The sequence below is a fragment of the Cupriavidus cauae genome (genome assembly GCF_026210475.1).
GTDB classification, from domain to species: domain Bacteria; phylum Pseudomonadota; class Gammaproteobacteria; order Burkholderiales; family Burkholderiaceae; genus Cupriavidus; species Cupriavidus cauae.
Genome location: NZ_CP080293.1, coordinates 3,314,124 through 3,330,504, shown reverse-complemented (window position 1 = coordinate 3,330,504; position 16,381 = coordinate 3,314,124). Strand labels below are relative to the sequence as shown.

11 protein-coding genes and 1 pseudogene are annotated in these 16,381 nt (G+C 71.0%); 4 read left to right on the top strand and 8 right to left on the bottom strand.

Translation table 11 applies throughout. The features are described 5' to 3' along the window. Nucleotides 1–670: 670 nt before the first annotated feature. Nucleotides 671–1,591, bottom strand: a complete 921-nt coding sequence (locus KZ686_RS14805; protein ID WP_149316916.1) for a LysR substrate-binding domain-containing protein — start codon at nucleotides 1,589–1,591, stop codon at nucleotides 671–673. 165 nt (nucleotides 1,592–1,756) lie between these two features. Between KZ686_RS14805 and KZ686_RS14800 the strand changes: the two genes are divergently transcribed. Then, nucleotides 1,757–3,022: an MFS transporter gene (locus KZ686_RS14800; protein WP_265632704.1), complete on the top strand. Its 1,266-nt coding sequence runs from the start codon at nucleotides 1,757–1,759 to the stop codon at nucleotides 3,020–3,022. A 110-nt stretch (nucleotides 3,023–3,132) separates the two neighbouring features. Here the strand turns inward: KZ686_RS14800 and KZ686_RS14795 are convergent, their stop codons facing one another. The 4 genes from KZ686_RS14795 to hemL all read right to left on the bottom strand — a co-directional run bounded on the left by KZ686_RS14795 (nucleotide 3,133) and on the right by hemL (nucleotide 6,741). Continuing rightward, a complete protein-coding gene (locus tag KZ686_RS14795) occupies nucleotides 3,133–3,660 on the bottom strand; it encodes a TPM domain-containing protein (RefSeq protein WP_226107418.1) in 528 nt (175 codons plus the stop codon). Between the two features lie 12 nt (nucleotides 3,661–3,672). Further along, complete coding sequence (locus KZ686_RS14790; protein WP_265633493.1) at nucleotides 3,673–4,500, bottom strand: TPM domain-containing protein; 828 nt, start codon at nucleotides 4,498–4,500, stop codon at nucleotides 3,673–3,675. Between the two features lie 86 nt (nucleotides 4,501–4,586). Next, a complete protein-coding gene (locus KZ686_RS14785) occupies nucleotides 4,587–5,231 on the bottom strand; it encodes a LemA family protein (protein ID WP_149316919.1) in 645 nt (214 codons plus the stop codon). A gap of 217 nt (nucleotides 5,232–5,448) precedes the next feature. Continuing rightward, nucleotides 5,449–6,741, bottom strand: coding sequence for a glutamate-1-semialdehyde 2,1-aminomutase (gene hemL / locus KZ686_RS14780; protein WP_150083602.1), 1,293 nt, complete (start codon nucleotides 6,739–6,741; stop codon nucleotides 5,449–5,451). A 201-nt stretch (nucleotides 6,742–6,942) separates the two neighbouring features. Here hemL and KZ686_RS14775 point away from each other — a divergent pair, with 201 nt between their 5' ends. After that, a complete protein-coding gene (locus KZ686_RS14775) occupies nucleotides 6,943–7,113 on the top strand; it encodes a rubredoxin (protein WP_006577065.1) in 171 nt (56 codons plus the stop codon). Between the two features lie 103 nt (nucleotides 7,114–7,216). On the opposite strand, the gene KZ686_RS14770 is transcribed toward KZ686_RS14775, so the two are convergent. Beyond that, nucleotides 7,217–7,459 carry a hypothetical protein gene (locus KZ686_RS14770; protein WP_006577064.1) on the bottom strand — a complete coding sequence of 81 codons (243 nt, stop codon included), beginning with the start codon at nucleotides 7,457–7,459 and terminating at the stop codon, nucleotides 7,217–7,219. Continuing rightward, entirely contained in the window at nucleotides 7,452–8,888 is a 1,437-nt protein-coding gene (locus KZ686_RS14765) for an aldehyde dehydrogenase family protein (RefSeq protein WP_150083601.1), read from the bottom strand. Before KZ686_RS14765 ends, KZ686_RS14770 begins: the two co-directional genes overlap by 8 nt. 393 nt (nucleotides 8,889–9,281) lie before the next feature. Here KZ686_RS14765 and ppa point away from each other — a divergent pair, with 393 nt between their 5' ends. Next, the gene (gene ppa, locus KZ686_RS14760) at nucleotides 9,282–9,809 is read left to right on the top strand and encodes an inorganic diphosphatase (protein WP_006577062.1); all 528 of its coding nucleotides are present in this window, start codon (nucleotides 9,282–9,284) and stop codon (nucleotides 9,807–9,809) included. A 72-nt stretch (nucleotides 9,810–9,881) separates the two neighbouring features. On the opposite strand, the gene KZ686_RS14755 is transcribed toward ppa, so the two are convergent. Continuing rightward, a complete protein-coding gene (locus KZ686_RS14755; protein ID WP_265632703.1) occupies nucleotides 9,882–11,468 on the bottom strand; it encodes an ankyrin repeat domain-containing protein in 1,587 nt (528 codons plus the stop codon). Between KZ686_RS14755 and KZ686_RS25510 the strand changes: the two are divergent. Then, nucleotides 11,382–13,562 (top strand): annotated as a pseudogene (locus tag KZ686_RS25510) (DUF294 nucleotidyltransferase-like domain-containing protein); the annotation flags it as partial. The gene KZ686_RS14755 and the pseudogene KZ686_RS25510 overlap by 87 nt on opposite strands. Between the last annotated feature and the right edge of the window lie 2,819 nt (nucleotides 13,563–16,381).

Sequence of the window (16,381 nt, the reverse complement as noted above, 5' to 3'; positions counted from 1 at the left end):
GCGGTCGTGGTGCCGCCTTGCCGCCCGCCGTTGCCGCGTGCCTTCTTGCGAGACCGCACGCGTTTTTGTAACGATTCACCCAGCGACGAGCGTGCCACGCACTATAAGTCCTTGATTTTTATTGCGTTTATTTCTGCGCACTTGTTACATCGATGAAATCTTGTAACACCATGTATCCGACCTGGAACGGTGGCCTGTTTCGGCGTGATGCACTCCAGTGCATCAGTCGCGAAGGATGAGGCGAACGATTCTTATTCTTCGGGATGAAAGTGGCGCAGGAGGCGGTTCTTTGGATGCGCTCCGGCGGATGGCTTCATCGGCACGATTGACCAGGCAGGGTTTTCGCCGATGTGACAGCGCGTCCGCCGAGATGCCGAATGGTTGCGTTTGCTTTACAGCGTGGTGCCACCTGTGAAACGGCAAGGCGGAACCCTGCATACGCCACGCCATCGCGGCATCGCCCGGATGGGCGGCCCGGCGCATGGGGCACCGGGGGCGGGCAGAGGGCGCCCGATGCCCATGCGGGGCGCCAACGCCGACCGGTCTCATCCATTCGGCGTAGGCGGTGCGCCTACGGCATGGCCCTGCGCGGGCTGGCCAAAGTGTTCCGATCCTGAAACAAAGCGGCGCCGAAGGAATACCCGGTGCCCGTCGCCGATACGCCGCTGTGTCAGTCGGCGGCGCCGGCATCGGGTACGCGCGACGCCTCGATCTGCTGCCGCAGCCACGCGTGCATGCGCCGGATCGCGCTTTCGTGCGGATGGCCTTCCCGCCAGATCATCCAGTACTGCAGCGTCGACGGAATGCGCGTGGGCCCGATCTGCACCAGCGCGCCGCTGACCAGATAGTCGTGGGCCAGCAGCGCGCGCGCCGTGGCCACGCCGACGCCGGCCACCGCCGACTGCAGCAGCATGCCGGCATCCTGGAAGATCGGCCCGCGCTCCGGCTCGTTCGTCGGCAGGCCGGCCTGCTCGAGCCAGTCGCGCCAGGAACGCAGCGCGAAGCGCAGCATCGGCAGGCGCGGCAGGTCGGCCACCGTGAAGCCCGGATAGCGGGCCAGCAGCGCGGGACTGGCCACCGCGATGACGGTGTCCTCGATCAGCCGGTGGCATTCGAAGCCGGGCAGGTCGACGCGCTGGTGCCAGATGCCGACGTCCACCGAATACGGGTCCGGCGGCGGGATCTCGGCATGCAGGCGCAGGTGCACGTCCAGCATCGGCATCGCCTCGTACAGGCTGGGCAGCCGCCGGATCAGCCAGGCGTTGGCCAGGTCCGCCATCACGCTGACCTCGAGCCGGACGGCGGGCTGCTCGCCCTCGCCGCCGGCCTCGTTCAGCGCCTGCTGCAGGCCATCGAGCGCCGCGCGTACGCGCTCGGCCAGCCGCGCGCCGACGCTGGTGGGCAGCATGCGGGCGCCGGCCCGCTGGAACAGCTTGGTGCCCAGGCTCTGCTCCAGCGCGCGCACATGGTGGCTGATCGCGCTGTGCGTCAGCGCCAGTTCCTCCGCGGCGCGCGAGAAGCTGCGATGGCGCGCCGCCGCCTCCAGCGCGCGCAGCGCCTGCAGCGGTGGAAGATGCGGAACCTGGGCCATGGTGTCGAGGGAAGGGAGGGAGGAAACCGGGAGGGGCGAAGCCGAGATCGAGGAAACCGAGATGGAGACAGCGGCACAATCGAACGTCGGCCGTCAAATTTTACTCACAATCCGGGCGGGAATTCTTCGTTGGTGCCGGCGGGCCGGAGCGCCGACAATCCGCGCATGACAACCGCAACGCTTTCTCCTTCCGGACTTCCCGCCGCGGCCAACGGCCTGCGCTGGCGCGTGCTGGCGATCTTCTCGCTCGGCTTCTTCGTCTCCTACGTCTATCGCGGCGTCAATTTCGGCTTCGCGCCGTACCTGTCGCGCGAGCTGGGACTGTCGGCCAGCGATCTGGGGCTGCTGACCAGCTGCTACTTCCTCGGCTTTGCCTGCGCGCAATTGCCGGCCGGCCTGCTGCTGGACCGCTTCGGTCCGCGCCGCACCGAGGCGGCCTTGCTGCTGGTGGCGGCCGCCGGCACGCTGCTGTTCGCGCTGGGCGAGGGCATGGCCGCGCTGGCGGCGGGGCGCATGCTGATCGGCGTGGGCGTGTCCGTCTGCCTCGGCGCCGCGATCCAGGCGCTGTCGATGTGGTTTCCGCTGTCGCGCATGCCGCTGCTGAACGGGCTGGTGATGGCCATCGGCGGCCTCGGCGCGGTGGTCGTCGGTATGCCGCTCGACTGGCTGTTGTCGCTGGTGGATTGGCGCGCGGTCTGCATGGGCCTGGGCGGCGTCACGCTGGCGATGGCGCTGCTGCTGTGGTTCGGCGCGCCCGAGGCCGCGCGGCCCGGCGCACGCGAGAGCCTGGGCGCGCAATGGCGCGGCACCGTGGCGATCCTGCGCAGCGCGCCGTTCTGGCGCGTGGTGCCGCTGACGCTGCTGAACCAGGGCGTGTTCCTCGCGGTGCAGAGCCTGTGGGTCGGCGCCTTCCTGCGCGATGTCGGCGGCGTGGAGCCGGCCCAGGCCGCGAGGCTTGTCTCGCTGATCGGCTTCGCGATGATGGGCGGCTGCGTGGTGACCGGCTGGGCCGCGCGCCATCTGGAGCGGCTCGGCGTCAGCCTGTACGCGTTCGCGGGCGCCGGCATGACGATGTTCATCGTGGTGCAGGCGCTGCTGATGGCCGGCGCGCCGCTGCCCGCCTGGCTGCTGTGGTCGGGTTACGGCGTGTTCGGCTCGACCGGCATCCTGACCTACGCGGTGCTGGCGCGCCAGTTCGACGGCGCGATGATCGGGCGCGCGACCACCGCGCTGACGCTGACGGTGTTCCTGGCGATCTTCCTCTGCCAGCTCGGCATCGGCATGGTGCTGGACCTGTGGCCGGCGGTGGCGGGCCGCTATCCGGTGCGCGCGCATCTGGCCGTATGGGCCGTGCTGGTCGGGCTGCAGGCGCTGGCCGCGATCTGGTACTGGATGGGCGCGCGGCGGTATCGCGGCGCGGCCGCGGCATAACGCGGGAACGCCGCGGCGCAGGCGCGCATGAACGCCCGCGGGCAGGAGCGCCGGTGCGCCGGTGCGCCGGTGCGCCAGGAAGGCGGGAGCGCCGGTAGCGGCGCCCCCCGTTACAGCACGATCGGCCGGTCGTCGAGCTCGTTCGGATTGCCGTCGCCGTGCTGCGGGAAGTGCCGGGCCAGCAGCGCGTGGACCTGTGCCACCGTGGCGAGCACGGGCTCGATCGACAGATCGCTGGCGAGACCATGTGCCAGCGACTGGCACAGCGCGGCCCAGGTCTCGTGCTCGACGCGGGCATCGATGCCGCGGTCGGCGAGCAGTTCGACCGCATGATCGGCGAGGTTGATATAGAGCAGCACGCCGGTGTGGTCGGCGGTGTCCCAGACCTCGAGCGCGGCGAACAGTGCGCGGGCGCGATCGCGCGGCGTCACGCCGGCCCAGGCCTGCATCGCGGGCATGCTCGATTCAATGACCACGCGCACTTCGCCGCGATGCTGGCGTTCGCCGTCGCGCACGGCGCGCTGCAGCCGCGCCAGCGCATCGGGCGGGAAGTGGCGGTGCGCAAACGAGACGGGGGTCAGCGCATGGCGCAGGGCGCGCCGCAGTCCGCCGGCGGGGGAAGGAGAACGGGTAGGCATGATGTCGTTCCCTTACCAGTTGCCGGAGGCGCCGCCGCCATCGAAGCCGCCGCCGCCGCCACCGCCAAAGCCGCCACCGCCGCCGAAGCCGCCGCCACCGAAACCGCCGCCGCCATGATGGCGACCCCAACCGCCACCGAGGCCACCGAGTCCTCCCAGCCCGCCGAGGCCGCCTGCGGCGGCATCCCAGCCGCGCCGGCCGACCACGATCTGCCGGCGGCGTCCGCGCGTGGCGGAGAACAGGAAGAAGGCGATGATCAGCAGCGGAAACAGCACCGGCAGCCAGTCCGCGAGCCCGCTCTGCTGCGCCTGGCGGCGCGCCTGCGGGCCGGGCAGGCCTTCCTTGTCGATGGTCGCCTGGATCGCCGAGATGCCGGCCGCGAGGCCGCCATAGAAATCGTTCTGGCGGAAATGCGGCGCCATGATGTCCTGCAGGATGCGCCTGGACATCGCGTCGGTCAGCGAGCCCTGCACGCCGCGGCCGACTTCGAGCCGCATCTTGCGCAGGCCGGGCGGATTGTCCTTGGCGATCAGCACGATCACGCCGTCGTCGATGCCCTGGCGGCCTGCGCGCCACGCGTCGGCCACGCGGATGCCGTAGGCATCGATGGTCTCGGGATCGGTGGTCGGCACCATCAGTACGAAGATCTGGCTGCCGCGCGTGCGCTCGTATTCGGCGAGCACGTTTTCCAGCGCGCTGCGCTGCGCCGGCGCCAGCGTGCCGGTCAGGTCGGTGACGCGCTGGGTCAGCGGCGGCACCGCGACGAAGCCGTCGCCCTGGGCACGCGCCGCGCCGGCCACGCCAAGCAGCATGGCCAGCGCGAGCAGGGATGCCAGCATCGGCACCAGCGTGGGTACCAGTATCGGCACCAGCGCTGCCCGCAGCCAGCGCCGAAGTCCTGCGGCGAAGGTCATCGGCACGAGGATCAGAACTTGACCGCCGGCGGCGTCGAGATCGCCTTCTCGTTCTCGACCGTGAACGACGGCTTGACCTCGTAGTTGAAGATCATCGCGGTCAGGTTGGTCGGGAAGCTGCGGGCAAGCACGTTGTAGTCGCGCACCGCGGCGATATAGCGCTGGCGCGCGACCGTGATGCGGTTCTCGGTGCCCTCCAGCTGCGATTGCAGGTCGCGGAAGGCGGCGTCGGCCTTGAGCTGCGGATAGTTCTCGGCGACCGCCAGCAGCCGCGACAGCGCGCCGCTCAGTTCGCCCTGCGCCTGCTGGAAGCGCTGGAAGGCCTGCGGGTCGTTCAGCGTTTCCGGCGTGACCTGGATGCTGGTGGCGGTGGCGCGGGCCTTGGTCACGGCCTCGAGCGTCTCGCGCTCATGCGAGGCGTAGCCCTTGACGGTATTGACCAGGTTCGGAATCAGGTCGGCGCGGCGCTGGTACTGGTTGACGACCTCGCCCCAGGCCGCCTTGATGGCTTCGTCCTTGGCCTGGAAGTCGTTGTAGCCGCAGGCGCTCAGCAGGCTCGCCAGCCAGGCCAGCAGCAGCCAGCGCAAGGGGCGCAGCGACAACAGGGAAGACCGCGACGAAGCGAAGGTGGGCGACGAGGAAAGGAAGGCGCGCATCGGAAACTCCGTGGATCATCGGAACGCCAGTGTAGCGCACCGGCCGCTTGATTCATCCACGGAGCGGGCTGGGAGAGGGGGCCGGCGCGGACAGGCAGCGGCGGGAAGCGCGGCCTTGCTGCAGGGCTCACTGCACCGCCCCACTGCGCGGCCTCACCGCACCGCCTCACTGCAGCGCCTCACCGCACCGCCTTGCCGCAGCGCCTCTCTGCCCTCGTTACAGCGCCGCGAAGGCCCGGCGCGCGGCCTCGAAGGTCGCCTCGAGGATCGCGTCGTCATGCTGCGCGCCGACGAAGCCCGCCTCGAAGGCGGACGGCGCCAGGTAGACGCCGTTGTCCAGCATCGCGTGGAAGAAGCGGTTGAAGCGCGCGGTATCGCATTGCGTGACCTCGGCAAAGCTGGCCGGCACGCCCTCGCGGAAATACAGCCCGAACATGCCGCCGACCGCGTCCGCGGCAAACGGCACGCCCGCGGCGCGCGCGGCCTCGGCCAGGCCATCGGCGAGCTTGCGGGTCTGCGCTGCCAGCCTGTCGTGGAAGCCGGGCGCCTGGATCAGCTTCAACGTCGCCATGCCGGCCGCCACCGCCAGCGGATTGCCCGACAGCGTACCGGCCTGGTAGACGCCGCCCAGCGGCGCCAGTTTGGCCATGATGTCGCGCCGGCCGCCGAAGGCCGCCGCCGGCATGCCGCCGCCGATCACCTTGCCCAGGCACGTCATGTCGGGCTTGATGCCGTAGTGCGCCTGCGCGCCGCCCAGCGCGACGCGAAAGCCCGTCATCACCTCGTCGAAGATCAGCACCGCGCCGTCGGCGCTGCACAGCCGGCGCATCGCCTGCAGGAAGGCGTCGCTGGCACGCACCAGATTCATGTTGCCGGCCACCGGCTCGACGATCACCGCGGCGATCTCGCCGGCGTGGCGCGCGAAGGCCTGCTCCAATTGCTCGACGTTGTTGTACTCGAGCACCATCGTGTGGCGCGTGACGTCGGCGGGCACGCCGGCCGACGACGGCGCGTTCTGCGTGGTGTCGGCGAAGGTCAGCAGGCCCGAGCCGGCCTTGACCAGCAGGCTGTCGGCATGGCCGTGATAGCAGCCCTCGAACTTGATGATGAGGTCGCGCCCGGTGAAGCCGCGCGCCAGCCGCAGCGCGCTCATGGTGGCCTCGGTGCCCGACGACACCAGCCGGACCTGCTCGATCGACGGCACCAGCTTGCAGATTTCCTCGGCCATCTCGATCTCGGCCTCGGTAGGCGCGCCGAACGAGAAGCTGCCGGCCGCGACCCGCTGCACCGCACTGACGACCTCGGGGTGGGCATGGCCGACGATCATCGGACCCCACGAACCGATGTAGTCGATGTAGCGCTGGCCATCCGCGTCCCACATGTAGGGACCTTCGGCGCGCTCGATGAAGCGCGGCGTGCCGCCGACCGAGCGGAAGGCGCGCACCGGCGAATTGACGCCGCCGGGAATGGTCTGCTGGGCGCGGTCGAAAAGCTGCTGGTTTCGTGACATGTCGTGATCTGCCTGGAAGAGGAGAGGGGGCGCCGCCGGGAGGGAGGCGTGCGGACGCCAATTCGCGCGAACCGTCTGCGATCGGCTGCAATCCGCGTCAATCGCCATCGATTTCGGCGCCAAATACCGGGATGCCGGTGGCGCGCCGCGCGTCGATTCGGTACCATCTGCGCTGAATTTTAATCGAGACGTCACCACCCTATGGAATACAAGACCTGGATGTGCCTGATTTGCGGATGGATCTACGATGAAGCCGCCGGCGCGCCCGAAGACGGCATCCCGCCCGGAACCAAGTGGGAGGATGTGCCGATCAACTGGACCTGCCCGGAATGCGGGGCCCGCAAGGAAGACTTCGAGATGGTGGCGATCTGAGGGACGGTCCGGCAGGCATCAGGTACGCATTACACGCATCCCCGCACCCGCACAACGCATCGGCCGACGGTGGCCATCGCCGCCACCGTCCGGCTGGGCCAGCCTAGCCCGAGAACGGCCCGCGCCCACGCAGCGCATTGGCCACCATCATCAGCGCCAGCAGGAACGGCAGCGCGACATACAGGCACCAGTGCACCCGGTCGCCGATCGTTTCGCCCCACTTGCGCTTGAATACCTGCAGCCGCGGCATGCCCGACGGATTGGTGGCGCGCTTGTGATTGACGTGCCAAGCCATCCAGAAAAAGAAGATGGCGAAGGCGACCGAGAGGAAATTGATATTACCCATGGTGGATGGCGATGGTTTTGAGGGTGGTGAAGCCGTATAGCGCCTCGAAACCCTTTTCGCGCCCGTGGCCCGACTGTCCGGAGCCGCCGAACGGCAATTCGACGCCGCCGCCGGCGCCATAGTTGTTGATGAAGACCTGGCCCGCACGGACCTTGCGGGCCAGCCGCAGCTGGCGCGCGCCGTCGCGCGTCCAGATGCCGGCCACCAGGCCATAGGGCGTGCCGTTGGCCAGCGCGATCGCGTCCTGCTCGTCGTCGAAGGGCATCGCCGCCAGCAGCGGGCCGAACACCTCCTCCTGCGCCAGCCGGTGCGTCGCGGGCACGTCGCGCAGCAGCATCGGCACCTGGTAGTAGCCGGTCTCGGGCGCGTCGGCGACGATCTGGCCCTGCGCCATCACCGGGATGCCGGCGTGCTGCGCGTCCGAGACGAAGTCCCAGACCCGCTGCTGCTGCTTGCGGCTGATCAGCGGTCCGCATTCGAGGTCCTGCTCGGCGGGGCCGACCCGCAGCGACTCGAACACCATCGCCAGCCGGTCCAGCAGCGCGTCGTACAGCGGCCGCTCGACCAGCAGCCGGCTGCCGGCCGAGCAGGTCTGCCCGGCGTTCTGCACGATGCCGCGCACCACGACCGGCACCAGCGCATCGACATCGGCGTCGGCGAACACGATCTGCGGCGACTTGCCGCCCAGCTCCAGCGTCACCGGCACATGGTTCTCGGCGGCCATCTGCGCGACCAGCTTGCCGGTCTGCGGCGAGCCGGTGAACGACAGATGGTCGATGCCGGGATGGCGCGCCAGCGCGGCGCCGGCTTCGTGGCCATAGCCGGTCACCACGTTCAACGCGCCCTCGGGCAGGCCGACTTCGGCGGCCAGTTCCGCCACGCGCAGCAGCGACAGGCAGGCGTCCTCGGCGGGCTTGACCACGCAGGCGTTGCCGGCGGCCAGCGCCGCGCCGACGCTGCGGCCGAAGATCTGCAGCGGATAGTTCCACGGCACGATATGGCCGGTGACGCCGTGCGGCTCGCGCACGGTCAGCACCGTATAGCCGTTCTGATACGGGATGGTCTGGCCGTGCAGCTTGTCGGCCGCGCCGGCGTAGAACTCGAAATAGCGGGCGATCGCGCGGGCGTCGGCGTGCGCCTGGCTCAGCGGCTTGCCGGTGTCGCGCGCCTCGAGCGCGGCCAGCTCGGCCTCGTGCTCGGCGAGCTTGCGCGCGAGATCAGTCAGCAGGCGGCCGCGCTCGGCGGCGGACAGCGCGCCCCAGGCGCCATCGAAGGCCTGGCGGGCGGCATAGACCGCGGCGTTGATATCGGTCGCGTTGCCGCGCGCGATCTCGGCGAAGGGCGCGCCGGTGGAGGGGTCGAACACCTTGATGCGCATGCCGGAATCCGGCGCCATCAGGCGGTTGGCAACGAAGTGCTGGGCGTGCATCGTCATGCTCCGGCTGAAATTCCAAGCCGGCATTATCGCCCAGCCGGGCCGCGCGGCTGCAAGGGCGCGCCGCCGGCAGCGCCCCGGCGGAGCGTCTCCAGAGCGTCAGCAGCGCATCGGCAGCGCGTCGGCGGAGCGTCGCCAGAGCGTCGGCAGTGCATCGGCAGCGCATCGGCAGTGCATCGGCAGCGCATCGGCAGTGCATCGGCAGCGCATCGGCAGCGCATCGGCAGCGCGTCGCCAGAGCGTCAGCAACGCATCGGCAGCGCGTCGGCAAGGCCGCCGGGCTCGTCCCCGGGCTTGTCAGTTCCCGGTCAGACCGAGCCGCTATAATGCCGGCCATCGTCAAACCTTGGCCAAATACCGGCCGAATACAGGCATCTGGAGAACCGCATGAGCTTCAATCTCGTCCCGCCGGGCAAGGACATCCCGAACGACTTCAACGTGATCATCGAGATCTCGGCCCAGAGCGATCCGGTCAAGTACGAGGCCGACAAGGAAACCGGCCTGCTGTTCGTCGACCGCTTCATCGGCACCGGCATGCGCTATCCGGCCAACTACGGCTTCATTCCGCAGACGCTGTCGGGCGACGGCGACCCGGTCGACGTGCTGGTGATCACTCCGTTCCCGATCCTGGCCGGCGCCGTGGTGCGCTGCCGCGCGCTGGGCATGCTGAAGATGACCGACGAAGCCGGCGTCGATGCCAAGCTGGTCGCGGTGCCGGTCGACAAGCTGTCGCCGGCCACGGCCTACATGAAGGGCCTGTCGGACGTGCCGCAGAACACGCTGGACCAGATCAAGCACTTCTTCGAGAACTACAAGGCGCTCGAGGCCGGCAAGTGGGTCAAGGTCGAGGGCTGGGGCGGCATCGAGGAAGCGCACAAGGAAATCACCGACGGCGTGGCGAACTACAAGAAGTAAGCCGCCGCACGATCCCGCTGCTTGCTCCGATGCTTGCGGCGGGGCGGCGCGCTCTCCCCGGGCGCGCCGCGATCAGAACCATTGCCGCAGGCGCCGCAGCGCCGGCGGCAGACGCGGACCCTGCCTCGCCTTTGAGGCGGAGTCCGCGGCGGCGGCCACCTTCGAGGCCGCGTCGGCCGTGACCGCCACCCTGGCGCCCGTGCCGGCCGCCGTTCCCACCGGCTGTTCCGCCAGTCCTTTCCCTGTCGTTGCTCCGTAGACCCCCGCCGCAGCGGCGTTGGCGGAGGCGTGCACCGCAGGCACCGCCTGTGCCAGCGCGGCCCGCAGCGGCGCACCACAGGCCTGCGCCACCGCCGTCTCGCCGACCATCCCGCTCTGCTGCAATTGCCGGCGCTCGTCCGCGTCCAGCCATTGGCCGGCATCGAGAAAGGCCAGCATCGCGTCGACCCGTCCCATCCGGCAAGCCTCGAAGATCGGCCGCTCGCCCGCGGCATTGCGCGCTTGCGGGTCGGCGCCGCACGCCAGCAGCAGCGTCACCGTGGCGGCATGGCCCGCCGCGGCGGCCGCATGCAGCGGCGTGCGCTGTTGGCGGTCGCGCTCGGCCAGGCTCGCGCCCTGTTCGAGCAGCCAGCCGATCGCCGAACGGTTGCCGTGATAGGCGGCTTCGTTCAGCGCGCTGCGGCCATTGTCGTCGCGGGCCAGGGGATCGGCGCCCTGGATCTTCAGCCAGGCGAGCAGCGTGCGAGTGCGTTCGCCCTGGTCCTCGTGCGTGGCCAGCTGGATCGGCAGGCGGCCCAGCTCGGTGCGCCTGTGTGGATCGGCACCCAGCCGCAACAGCGACACGGCGAGCGCGAGTTCGTGGTGCTCGCAGGCCAGATGGAAGGCATTGCACCCGTCCGGCCCGGGCCGGTCGATGAAGGCCTTGCGCTCGGCGTCCGGCACGGCCTGCAGCACCGCCTGCACCACGTCGAGACGGCCCTGCCTGCAGGCCTGCAGCCAACCCTGGTGCAGCCCCGCGTCGACCACCGTGGCATGGCGCTCGCCGCGCAGCCGCGCCAGCGCCTGCGCGACGCGTGCCTGCTGCTCGACCGTGGGCAGGTTCAAGGCATCGAGCTGGTCTTTCAACTCGCACAGCATGGCTTCGAGCGCGGTCCACTCGTGTTCCAGGTCGGCACGCAAGGCTGCCCACCGGGTCGGCGGCCCGAACGAGAAGCGCCGGTGCACGGCCATCTCTTCAGCGAGCCGTCGATCGAAGCGGGCGACGCGGCGCGCCACTTCGTCGGCGTCGAGGCGGACGAAGCCGCTGCCGTCTTCGGCGACCACATGGGCGGTCCTCGCTTCGGGCATGCGGGCCTCGATGGTTTCGCGATAGCGCGCGGCGATCGTGGCGGCCAGCGCGTCCAGTTGGGCGAGATAGCGCCTGGCCAGGGCTTGCTGCGCGTGCGGCGCGGCGGAGTGCGCTTCGTCGGCATCATCGGCCCGATCGTCGCGCAGCAGCGTCAACTGAAGATGCACGACCTGCGAGCGCCGGCTCAGCCATCGCTCCAGTTCCTCGATCGGGGACACCACTGGATGGTGCGCGATGGCGGCCTGCGCCATCTGCTGCGTCAGCGCGTCGGCGCGCGCGCTCAGGGCGTTGTGAGCGGATACGGACAGCATGGCGGTTCTCCGGCTGAGGGGACGCAATACGGGCGCAATACCGGCGCAATACCGGCGCAATGCGCGCGCGATACGGACGCAGTACGAACGCAATACGAGCGCAATACGAGCGCAACGAACTCGACGAACGCGAACGCAATGCGGACGCAATGTGGACGCAATACGGACGAGACCGGACGGGCTCCGAATCTAACGGCCCGCGCCCCGTGCCCTGTCGAATTTGGCATCGTCTCTGTCGCGAATGATCCGCGCCGACTGGTTGTCGGCAGGGGCATCGCCTACCGTTCGCTGCGCCGCCGGTGCCCGCAGCCAGGCGGTGCCATCCATCGAACGGAGCGGGTCCGGGAGGGTTGCATCGCCATGTTCACCACCGTCAGCACACGTATCGGCATGCTGGTCCAGCTGGGGGCCGGCCTTTCCCCCGGCACGCAGCGGGACGCGCTGCGCGATGCCGTTCTCGCCGGCGACCGGCGGCGGGTCAAGGACCTGCTGGCCGGCATGCCCGCGCTGGCGCGCGCCGTCGACGACGACGGCGACTCGTCGCTGCACTGGGCGGTTCGTGCCGCGGGGCGCCACGACGTCGAAGACTGGCGCGTCATCGTGACCTGCCTCCTGGAAGCGGGTGCGGACTGCAAGGCCAGGAACCGGCAGGGTTTGACGCCGCTCGATCTCGCCGCCCAGGTGCCATACGATCCGGCGGTGCTCGGCGCGCTGCGTGCCGGCGGCCCGCACGCGGCGCACGACGCCGCGGACGAGGCTGCCGATGCCGATGGCCGAATCAATGAAGGCCGCGTCGACGAGGACCGCGGCGACGAGGGCGCGGCACACGACCACGAGGGCATGACGGTCCAGCAGGGCCTGCACGGCATCGCAGGCATGCTGCGCGCGCAGGCCGATCCGCCCGTCGGCGTGCCGCGGCTGCTTGGCAAGCTGGTCGCGCTGTACCGCGACGCCGGCGCCGATTGCGCCAAGGCCTGCCTGTCCTGCTTGCGCCTGCTGCTGCAGCGGTACCCGGCGCTGGACCATACCCGCCGGGACGACATGGTGCCCTTGTACGAGGCGCTGGTGCGGATGTGGACGCGCGGCAGCCATTGGAAGGAGGGCTTCTGCTACGCGCATCACGCGCGGCGCCTGCTGCCCGCCGGCGGCCGCCTCGCCGGGGAGCTCGGCGCGGTGATCGACCGGCTGGAAGCCGCGATGGTGCGCGAGCATCTGTCACAGTGGGCGCCGCGCGCGCAGGTGCAACTGCGTGCCGCACTGTTCGACCTCGGCATGCAGTGCGCGTCGATGGCGGCGCCATTGCGGATGCTGGAGCGCGCGCATTGCCTGTTCCAGGCGGTGGCGCGCACGGAGGCGCTGATGGCCGCGCACGGCATGGCGCTCGCGCCGGAGGAGGACCCGCGCGAGGCCCTGCCGGCGCGCCAGTTGTCCATCGCGATCGCCGCGGCGCTGGACCGCTTGCGCCGGACCACCCGAGGTGCGATCGACTTTGTCGACGTCGCGCAGCGCGTGCTGCTGCTTGCCGAATCGGCCGGCGCGATCGGCCTGCACGCGCATGGCGCCGCGTGGTGCGACAGCGTGGTGCGCAACGTCGAGCAGGAAGAGTGCGTGGCCTCGCTCAGGAACTACGACTGCGGCGCGCATCGGCGCATGGCGCAGGCCTTGCGCGGTGGATCGATGGTGCCGGGGGCGCCCGCCGATCCGCCACGGCCGGTCTGGCGCACGCTGCGCGACAGCCTCGAGGCCTTGCGGGCCCAGGCCGCGGCGGAGCTGGCGCATGTGGATCTGCCCGATCCGAGCGATCGCGCGGCGTTGCGCGACTGGGAAACCCCGCTGCCCATCGAGGAACTGCAGGAACGGATGACCGCGCGCTACAAGGCGCTGGTCGCGCAGATCGCGCGCGCCTGCCGGCACTGGATGCTGACCGAGCCGCCGTGCGCGTTCGCCATCGTCGGACTGGGCTCGATGAGCCGCGGCGACATGAGTCCGTATTCCGACTTCGAATATGCGCTGCTGCTGGCCGAGCCCGCACCGGCCGGCAGCCTCGCGCAGGCATGGTTCGCCAACTTCGGGCGGCTGTTCGACCTGGCCGTCTGCAGCCTCGGCGAAACGGCGGCGGGCGGCGATCATCCGCTGCCGGCGCCGGGCGGATTCGAGGTCGACGCCGGCGTGCGGGTGGCGGCGTCGGCGCTGGCCTGGACGGGCACGCCGGAGCAGCTTGCCGACATGCTGCGCCAGCGCTGCACGGCCAACGCCAACACCCATCCCGATTCGGACCAGGGGCTGCATTTCTCGTTGCTGACGCCATGCCTCGCGCATGGCGAGCCCACGCTGATGCGGCGGCTGTCGGCGGCGATGGCGGCCGTGCTCGACGTGCCGCTGCGCGCGGACGACCCGGGCCGCCTGTGCGCGCGCGAGGATCTGGCGCTGCGCCAGCTGCAGGCAGACATGGTGCGGCTCGGCGACGCGCTGGCGCATCCGCCCGCCGGCGGCCTCGATCTGAAGCACGGCTATCGCGGCCCGCTGGTGCATGCGCTGACGTCGCTGTCGCTGCTGTCCGGCCACCCCGACACGCCGCCGCGCGCGGCGCTGGCGCGGCTCGACGCACTCAAGCGGTTCTCGGCGCCATTCCTGGCCGACTGGCGCTGGGCCATGGCAGCGGTACAGATGCTGCGCTATCGGCTGCAGCTGCAGGCGAACCGGCGCGCGGAACGGGCCGATGCGGCATGGAGCCCGTCGGATCGCCGCATGCTGCAGGCCGTCCACGACCGCGTGGTGCTGCCGCTGCGGGCGGCGCTATCGGCGTTCGCGGGCATCGGTCAACGCCCGCCCTGGCCGGTCGGCGAGGCCGTGCGCGCGCTGCGCCGGCTCGACGACGCCGATCCCGCGCTGCATCCGCTCGTGCTCGGCGCGGCGGGCCGGACGTTGTCGCTGGAGGCGACGCGGAGCCTTGCCGCCACGCTGGCGGTGCGCCGCGCCCCGGCGGCCGAACTGCGCCGCCACTACGAGGCGGCGACGGCCGGCGTGCCGCCTGAGGAGGCCATGCAGCGCTGGAGCGTCTGGCGCGATGCGCTGTGCGCGGTGGCGGGCAACGAAGGCCGGCTGCGCGCACTGGGCCTGGTGCCGTGGCCCGACGGCTGGCGCGCGCAATGGGCCGAACGGCAGGCGGCGTTTCGCGCGCGCCTCGATGGCTGGCTGGCCGACGAGGGGAATGCGGCAGCGGCGGGGGCAAGCGCGAGCGCAAGGGCGGCATGGGGAGCCGCCTGGGATGCGGTGCAGGTGCGAGTTCCGACGTCCCATGCCATCGGCGTACGTACGCTCGTGCCCGAGATCGCGCGGCAGTTGTTCGACGAGCAGGGCAATGTCCTGCCGAAGCCCGCCGGTCAGCCGGGCTCGCACCGCGTGTTGCCGGTCACCTTCGAGGCCGAAGGGCGCGAGCAGGTCTGTTGGGTCAAGTTCGATCCGGAAGCGCCGGGCAGCGAGGCGATATGGCATGCGCTGGACCGCCGCCTGACCGGCGGGCGAGGCATGCCGGCCAGTGTGCCGATGCAGCTGTGCAGCGGCACGCGCATCTTCAATGTGCAGGTCATCGAAGCGGTCGCGGGCCGCTCGCTGGCGCAACTGCTGCGCGAGGAGCCGGCCGCGCTGCGCGCGATCGATGCCGCCTCGTTTACGCGGGCGCTGCTGCGGGAACTGGTCGGCGGGCCCGGCGACGACAAGGCCGACGACTATGTCGTGGTCGAACGCGGTCCGCGTCAGGTGCTGAAGCGGATCGACAACGGGCGCGCCGCCATGGGCGCGATGGGTCTGGCGGCGCCCGGTCGGCACGCGTTGCCGGTGCGCAGCCATCTGTTTTGCCTGGACCAGATGATGCAGCCGCTGGACCTTGCCGTGCTGGAGGAGGTGGGGCGGCTGCAGCCGGACGCGGTGCTGCGCGGCTGGCTCGAGGACGGTGCCCGCTTGCAGCGGGATCTTGGCGCCTTGTTTGCCGGCGCGGAAGGCGGGGACGGGAACGCCATGCCGCCGCATGCGGGCCTGTTGGGCGCGATCCCGGCCGACGCGCTGCCGGCGCTGCGGCAGCGCGTCGAGACCGTCGTCGGCATGGCGGCCTTGGCGGCGCGCATGTGCATCGCGCCAACGGGTATCGCCTGGCTGCGCAGCCTCGCGCCGGAGCTGGCGGTGCCGTATCTGGCGGCGTTCGCGCGCTATCCGGTGCGCGCGAGCGAGCCAGGAGCACCGGCCTCGCGCTTCGCCTGCCTCGACGAGGGGCTTGCCGGCGCGGACGCGGATGGGGGTTATGCCGGCGGCGGAGGCGCCCGAGCAGGGGGCCAGGCAGGCGGCCAGGCAGGCGCCCCGGCAAGCGCACTTGCCGCCCGCTTCGGCCTCACGGCGATCCATCCGCGTCCCCGGGCGCTGCCGTGGCGGCCCGCCGATGCGCTGCAGATCGCGCCGGGCGGCACCATGTCGGCCGCCGGCGCGTTGTCGCGGCTCGCCGGATCGCCGGCGCGCGATCTCGCGGCCATCGTGCTCGGCGCGCTGGGCGGGCGCGACGGCGCCGCGCGCACCTTCGCCGCGCTGCCCGCGGGCCAGCGCACCGCCGTGCTCGACGCGATCGCCATGGCACTGCATGCCGACGCGCGCGCCATCGCGGTCGAGGACCAGCGCCGGCTGCTGGCGGCGCTGGCCGGCACGGCGCTGGTCTGCCTGGATCTGAGTCCCTTCGCCGCGGCGCTGACCGACGCGCTGCTCGAAACGCTGTTGCGCGGCACGGGCGCGTCGCTCAGGCGGCTCGATCTGAGCGGCTGCTCGCGGCTGTCGCCGCAGGCGCTGCGCCATGTGGAAGCGTATGCGCCCGGGCTGCGGACGCTGCTCCTGCGAGCGATGCGGATGCCGGGCGACTGGATGCCGGGCGA